The sequence below is a fragment of the Vibrio sp. M260118 genome, assembly GCF_036533755.1.
Taxonomy (GTDB): Bacteria; Pseudomonadota; Gammaproteobacteria; order Enterobacterales; family Vibrionaceae; genus Vibrio.
In genome coordinates this window covers 1-5,804 of record NZ_JATABG010000228.1, presented here as the reverse complement: position 1 = coordinate 5,804, position 5,804 = coordinate 1, and the positions used below count along the sequence as shown (strand labels likewise).

9 protein-coding genes and 3 pseudogenes are annotated in these 5,804 nt (G+C 42.0%); 9 read left to right on the top strand and 3 right to left on the bottom strand.

Annotated elements, in window-relative coordinates; translation table 11 throughout:
• The 3 genes from QTO00_RS13470 to QTO00_RS13460 all read right to left on the bottom strand — a co-directional run.
• A partial coding sequence (locus tag QTO00_RS13470) for an IS110 family transposase (RefSeq protein ID WP_331425263.1) occupies window positions 1-572 on the bottom strand: 572 nt, incomplete at its 3' end.
• Window positions 573-690: 118 nt separating this feature from the next.
• Complete coding sequence (locus QTO00_RS13465; RefSeq protein WP_331425262.1) at window positions 691-969, bottom strand: type II toxin-antitoxin system RelE/ParE family toxin; 279 nt, start codon at window positions 967-969, stop codon at window positions 691-693.
• Entirely contained in the window at window positions 966-1,250 is a 285-nt protein-coding gene (locus QTO00_RS13460; protein ID WP_005398409.1) for a type II toxin-antitoxin system RelB/DinJ family antitoxin, read from the bottom strand. Before QTO00_RS13460 ends, QTO00_RS13465 begins: the two co-directional genes overlap by 4 nt.
• Before the next feature lie 240 nt (window positions 1,251-1,490).
• Between QTO00_RS13460 and QTO00_RS13455 the strand changes: the two genes are divergently transcribed.
• The 9 genes and pseudogenes from QTO00_RS13455 (at window position 1,491) to QTO00_RS13410 (ending at window position 5,676) form a co-directional block, all read left to right on the top strand.
• Window positions 1,491-1,748 (top strand): type II toxin-antitoxin system Phd/YefM family antitoxin, encoded by a 258-nt coding sequence (locus QTO00_RS13455; RefSeq protein WP_331425261.1) that lies wholly within the window; start codon window positions 1,491-1,493, stop codon window positions 1,746-1,748.
• On the top strand, window positions 1,736-2,038 hold the full coding sequence (locus QTO00_RS13450; RefSeq protein WP_331425260.1) for a type II toxin-antitoxin system RelE/ParE family toxin: 303 nt from the start codon (window positions 1,736-1,738) through the stop codon (window positions 2,036-2,038). Before QTO00_RS13455 ends, QTO00_RS13450 begins: the two co-directional genes overlap by 13 nt.
• A gap of 220 nt (window positions 2,039-2,258) precedes the next feature.
• Entirely contained in the window at window positions 2,259-2,540 is a 282-nt protein-coding gene (locus tag QTO00_RS13445; protein ID WP_025527476.1) for a type II toxin-antitoxin system Phd/YefM family antitoxin, read from the top strand.
• Window positions 2,537-2,824: a type II toxin-antitoxin system RelE/ParE family toxin gene (locus tag QTO00_RS13440; RefSeq protein WP_331425259.1), complete on the top strand. Its 288-nt coding sequence runs from the start codon at window positions 2,537-2,539 to the stop codon at window positions 2,822-2,824. The genes QTO00_RS13445 and QTO00_RS13440 overlap by 4 nt, the downstream gene beginning before the upstream one ends.
• Before the next feature lie 747 nt (window positions 2,825-3,571).
• Window positions 3,572-3,649: pseudogene (locus QTO00_RS13430) on the top strand (prevent-host-death family protein); the annotation flags it as partial.
• A 178-nt stretch (window positions 3,650-3,827) separates the two neighbouring features.
• Window positions 3,828-4,208 (top strand): MmcQ/YjbR family DNA-binding protein, encoded by a 381-nt coding sequence (locus QTO00_RS13425; protein ID WP_331425258.1) that lies wholly within the window; start codon window positions 3,828-3,830, stop codon window positions 4,206-4,208.
• Window positions 4,209-4,239: 31 nt separating this feature from the next.
• Window positions 4,240-4,733 (top strand): annotated as a pseudogene (locus QTO00_RS13420) (GNAT family N-acetyltransferase).
• An 88-nt stretch (window positions 4,734-4,821) separates the two neighbouring features.
• Window positions 4,822-5,001: pseudogene (locus QTO00_RS13415) on the top strand (nucleotidyltransferase family protein); the annotation flags it as partial.
• Between the two features lie 66 nt (window positions 5,002-5,067).
• Complete coding sequence (locus tag QTO00_RS13410; protein ID WP_331425256.1) at window positions 5,068-5,676, top strand: sugar O-acetyltransferase; 609 nt, start codon at window positions 5,068-5,070, stop codon at window positions 5,674-5,676.
• The last annotated feature ends 128 nt before the right edge of the window (window positions 5,677-5,804 follow it).

Sequence of the window (5,804 nt, the reverse complement as noted above, 5' to 3'; positions counted from 1 at the left end):
ATATATAGATAGCGTTCGTACTGTCGTGATAGAAGTTCTCGTAATATGGGCGATAGCTGGTTTTCGGCGTCTTCGAGCACTTCGGGAATAGCTTTCCTGAACGAAGCCTTCCCTTTAGGTAGAACAATACCGTATTCAGCAATAAGTCCTCTAACTTGATTAATCAGGCGAGTTCTTTCGGTGACGCATAGTCTACGCATTCGAATCAGTGATTGAATATCTTGCTGTTCGATAGATTTGTGTGGAACGGGTGGATGCCGTTGATAAAGGGCAAGTTCTGCAATCGCTTCAGCATCGTTATAGTCGTTCTTTTGTTTACGTCGCTGGCTTTTAACATGCTGAGGTGGGTATAAAAGAACCTCATGACCAAACTTGGTGAACTCTCTAGCCCAATAATGAGCTCCAGAACAAGCCTCCATTGCGATGATGCATGGACTTTGATTTGAGATATAGTTAAGTAGTTTACTTCGTTGAAGTTTTTTACGGCTGAGGTTCTTTCCTTTATGATTGATTTCAAAAAGAAAGAAGATATTTTTTGCTAAGTCGATGCCAATGATTTTATGCTGAGTCATGGTCTTCTCCTTTTGCTTCGGGACCTGAACACTCCAAGCATGGCTGATAGACATGTGAAGTGGTAGGGGGAGACCATCTCATCAACTTAACGCGGCGTTAGTTCCCCAGAGGAAGCAATCAATCCGTAGGGAATTTTTGTTTCTGGTGGAGTACACGCATAACTCGGATGATATCGCCCTCAACCCAGTAAGAGACAATCATCGAAATCTTAGGAATGATGAGTAATCGTCCGCGGATCCCATCTCGTTGTACCCCCATTAAAGGTTGTTCAAGCAAGTTTTCTACTTTTGCTTCAATGAGGTTGTCAGTTTTTTCTGCAACATCAGGGTTGAAGTCATAGAGAAACTCAAAGATCTTTACACGATCATTAAGTGACTCTTCTTCCCATAAAATCATTGCTTACCTCGATTACGGATTCTGGCTTTGCGCTCTTCCATTCGAGACTTAGCTGTTTGGTGCTCAACAAAAACGGATTTTCCTGAGTCAAACTTCTCAAATGCTAGGTTTACTTGTTCAGTTAGCCATGCATCGTGAGATAATGTTTTTCTTTGTTGTTCAGCGAGTTGCTCAGTAAGTTCACGGCATGCGTCACTCAGAGTGCGACCTTGGCTCTCAGCCATTTGTTGAGCTAGGCGTTTTGTTTCTTCATCAACACGAAATTGAATTCTAGTGTCCATGATCTATTCCTTTTTTGGTGTGTGTACAAATGTTAGCACTAGGCTTTGAGATGGGCAACTAACAAGTCGCTTAACAGGGACTAATAAGGCTTGGCTACTTTTATACAAATCGGCTTCAATGTTTAGGGCACAAATTTTAGGTTGGGTGGTCAAGCGTTATCGCCCGTTAGCCGTCATGGAGCTTGCTATACTCAAAGTGATAGAATAGTATCACTTTAGTATTCCTTTGGAGTAGCTCTCATGAAAGTAGAACTAGTTACATCACTTAAACGCCAAGCAACCAAGATCCTCGCCGATCTCCACGACACTAAAGAACCAGTGTTAATCACCGAGCATGGTAAGCCATCTGCGTATCTAGTTGATGTTGATGATTACGAGTTTATGCAAAATCGTTTGGCTATTCTTGAGGGAATCGCACGAGGAGAACGCGCACTAGCTGACGGTAAAGCGCTGAGTCATGATGAAGCCAAGGACAAAATGTCAAAATGGCTGAAATAATCTGGACTGAGCCAGCGTTATCTGACCTCAACGATATCGCAGAATACATAGCACTTGAAAATATTGTTGCTGCAAAGCAGTTAGTACAAACGATCTTCTCTAAAGTCGAACGACTACAAACTTTCCCTGAATCAGGTCGTATTCCCCCCGAAATAGAACATTTAAGTTATCGTGAAGTTGTCGTTAATCCATGTCGTGTTTTCTATAAACAAGGCGGTGACAAAGTGTTTATTCTGTTTGTTATGCGTGCAGAGAGAGATTTGCGTAAGTTCTTGTTGAGTAGCCAATAACCTTTTGGAATGAGCGGCTAACAATCTGTTTGAGAGTGATTCTCAACACTTGGCATTTTAGGTTTGATTCAGCTTAAGTATTTACGGTGCAATGGTTTAAATAGGGTGGTCTGCGTTGTTCACCATTTAACGCGGCGTGATAACTCAAAATCAGCTCCTTGCTCAAGTCTGTGAGTTGAACTATTATTTGTACGTTGTTTTGTACTAACTGGAGTTCAACATGAGTCGCATTCATTTCGATCAAGATATTCAACCACTATCTGAGTTTCGTGCTGGTGTCGCTTCTTACATCAAACAAATCAATGAGACTCGTCGTCCGTTGGTCATCACACAACGCGGTAAAGGCGTTGCTGTTGTTCTTGATGTTGCGGAGTATGAAGCAATGCAAGAGAAAATAGAGTTACTAGAAGAAATGCGCACAGCAGAAGCTCAATTAGCTTCAGGTCTTGGTGTTTCAAATGAGGATGCACGCGCTCAGGTGTTAGGGCGCATTAAGAAATGAAAGTAGTTTGGTCTCCTTTAGCTCTTCAAAAGCTTGGTGATGCGGCTGAGTTTATTTCGTTAGAAAATCCGTCAGCCGCTGAAAAGTGGGTAAATGAGGTTTTCGATAAAACTGAGTTACTCAGCAGCATGCCTGAAATGGGGCGCTTTGTTCCTGAAATGCCCTATACAAACTATCGTGAAATCATTTTCGGTCACTATCGTATTATTTACAGTTTAAGCCACGAAATTCGTGTGTTAACAGTTCGTAATTGTCGTCAGATTTTGACGGAAGATGATGTGTAAAATTGTTTTATAACAAACAGTTTAAGAGGGATTCGGTACGCGTGGCATTTTTACCATGCGTTGATTTTTGTGTTTAAGGTGGTTTGCGCTAGCATCGGTATTGCGTGCTCAACACCTTAATGGGGCGTTAAGTTTTTTGCGTAAAGCACTGGTGCAATACCGAGTGAAAACCATTCAAATATACTCTAAAATTGAAATTGCTTGTGTCAGAATAGGAGTGTATCTAAGGGAAGCTTTTCCAATTTGCAGGAGTTTATCTATGAAATGTCCACACTGTGGAACATCAGTTAATTTTCTGAAGGCATTTTTCGTGACTAGTCGTTGGATCAACTATAAGTGCAGTGGGTGTTCAAGGTTGTCAAATTGGAAAGTGGGAAATATAGTTTTTCTTATCTTTACCTCAATGTTTGTCGGGCTGGTTGTTAAAGTTGTAGCAGCAGCGTATGGATACTCGCCATTATATTTGCAGAGTATTTCTAGCCTTATAACACTACTATTGCTGTGCTATTTTTTGGGTAAGTTTGAACGGATTAGTAAAACTTAACAAACCGCTCAAAATGGACTGCTAACGTTCAGCAATTTTGGTTCTAGTCTTACACAGTGTTTACGGTGGTTTGTTCAAGCGCGGGGGCTACGTGTTGTCGGCTACTTAGCAAAGGCGTTATAACACAGAATTAACCCCCTTTTTTTCCAAATGGTTATTTGAACTATCACCTGTAGGTTATTTTATACCAATTGAAGTCCAATATTAGTCGTATTCATTTCGATCAATATATTAAGCCGTTATCGGAATTTCGTGCAGGTGTAGCTTTTTACATCAAACAACAGTTCGTAATTGTCGTTAAATATTGTCGGAAAGTGACGTGTAAAACTGCGTTATAACAAACGACTATGGCATTTTTGGTTTGCTTTAGAATTTGAGTCTACGGCAAACTGGTCTAGATTAGGTGACTGTGTTGCGCACGGCTTAACGTGACGTTATTTACTTTGGAGGGTAATCAATATGAATTACGATGAGTTCAACCAGTTTTGTGGCTCCTTTGCTGCGACGAGCCACGTTGTTCAATGGGGTAATTCAGATGTATGGAAAGTTGGCGGTAAAGTCTTTGCGATAGGCGGTTGGGGCGATGGCTCTCAAGCAGCGTTCACATTTAAAACTTCCGACGTAAATTTTCACTTTCTTAGCGATTGTGAAGGCTATAGACCAGCGCCGTACTTTGCTAGCCGTGGCATGAAATGGATACAGCAAATTGAAACTTCAGGTAAATTGGACGACGACCTAAAGTACTATTTGTCGGAGTCTTATCGTCTCGTCGCGAGTGGTTTAAGTAAACGTAAACAACGAGAATTAGGCATAGTTCACTTGCTCGAACAGCGCTCATAACCAAGCATTTACGGCTTGCGAGGAAAACAACATGGAAGTAGTAGAAGCCAGCCCCGATTTGGCCCCGATATTTACAAGTTATGCGAAAGAATGCCTCGACTCGGGTATCCCTAAGTATTTAAATGTTGAGCAAAATCCTGAAGCTTATTTAGCGGATTTGGTTGCGCGATCTAAGGCTACATCTGAACTTCCAAATGGGTATTTACCAAGTACAACCTACTACTGCGTTTCAAACTGTGAGATTTTAGGGGCTATCCGTGTTCGCTCTGGAACTAATGCAAACGTAGAGAATGTCATCGGGCACGTTGGCTACGAGACTAGGCCATCAGCTCGTGGTAAGGGTGTCGCATCATTCCTTCTCGCTTGGGTACGTGATCATGTTGTGACTGACCCGGTCATTGTCACCTGTTCTATTGAAATCCAGCCTCACAAAAGGTTATAGAAAAATGCGGTGGTCAATATCTGGGTAACTATACCGATGAGAATGAAGGCACAGTAAGACGCTATCGTTTAGCGCGCACATAATTGGTATAGGACCATTCTGACCGTGTGTATTTTGGTCGCTTTTTCTTGTTGCCAGACTATCAGCATCGGTAGCCAAGTGTTGAAGGAGGCCATTGCAATTCGACAAACTGCGTCAAAGAATTATGAATGCATTGCAGCTTTTGGCTATGAGTCGCTATTTGATTTATGTGCCACACATAATCCTAAAAGGTCACGAGAAACATTCGAAAATCGGCTACATTCGAAGGGGTGGTTAAATAGGTGGCCATCTTTGAGAGTCGCGCCTTAATAAGCTCATTGTTGGGATATGTTTAGTTAGGCGAAGAAACTTTTAGTCGGTGTTGAAAGGGAAATTATGGATATTGAAGCTCAAATGCATAGCCAAAAAATCTACTGCTGTGATGATGAAGAACTGATAGCTAAACAACTAGAATGTTTAGACGTTCTGTATGACTTTAATCATACGCGCCCATCGGAAATGGCCAAGCGCCAAGAAATCATGAAGAAGATTTTTGCTGAAGTAGGCGAGAACTGCTATATCGAGCCTCCCTTACAAGCCAACTGGGGCATCCATACCCATTTGGGCAAAAACGTTTATGCGAACTTTAATCTGACTTTGGTTGATGATACTCATGTCTATATTGGTGATTACGTGATGATCGGCCCCAATGTCACTATCGCTACGGCAGGCCACCCGATAGAACCAAGTTTACGTAAGAAGGTCGCTCAATTTAATATCCCCGTGACCATCAGTAACAATGTTTGGATTGGCGCAAACTCAGTTGTGTTACCCGGGGTAACCATCGGGGAGAACACAGTCATTGGGGCGGGTAGTGTCGTAACGAAAGACATCCCTGCCAATGTGGTAGCGTTAGGTAATCCATGTCGCGTGGTTAGGGCAATCGGTGAACATGATAAAGAGTTCTATTACAAGAACCTTAGAATTGACCAATCAGCAACCTAGCAAGTGCGCCAGGAGGTAACAATGAGAAAAATAGTATTTGTTTTAGTCGCGTTTGTTTTAAGTGGTTGTTTAGGTATGCCGAAGCAAGTCGAGCCGGTAGATAACTTCGAGTTAAATAAATACCTCGG

Coding starts and splice junctions, on each gene's coding strand:
- QTO00_RS13410 (WP_331425256.1), top strand. CDS start 5,068: ATGGATATTGAAGCTCAAATGCATAGCCAAAAAATCTACTGCTGTGAT.
- QTO00_RS13450 (WP_331425260.1), top strand. CDS start 1,736: ATGGCTGAAATAATCTGGACTGAGCCAGCGTTATCTGACCTCAACGAT.
- QTO00_RS13425 (WP_331425258.1), top strand. CDS start 3,828: ATGAATTACGATGAGTTCAACCAGTTTTGTGGCTCCTTTGCTGCGACG.
- QTO00_RS13455 (WP_331425261.1), top strand. CDS start 1,491: ATGAAAGTAGAACTAGTTACATCACTTAAACGCCAAGCAACCAAGATC.
- QTO00_RS13465 (WP_331425262.1), bottom strand. CDS start 969: ATGATTTTATGGGAAGAAGAGTCACTTAATGATCGTGTAAAGATCTTT.
- QTO00_RS13460 (WP_005398409.1), bottom strand. CDS start 1,250: ATGGACACTAGAATTCAATTTCGTGTTGATGAAGAAACAAAACGCCTA.
- QTO00_RS13445 (WP_025527476.1), top strand. CDS start 2,259: ATGAGTCGCATTCATTTCGATCAAGATATTCAACCACTATCTGAGTTT.
- QTO00_RS13440 (WP_331425259.1), top strand. CDS start 2,537: ATGAAAGTAGTTTGGTCTCCTTTAGCTCTTCAAAAGCTTGGTGATGCG.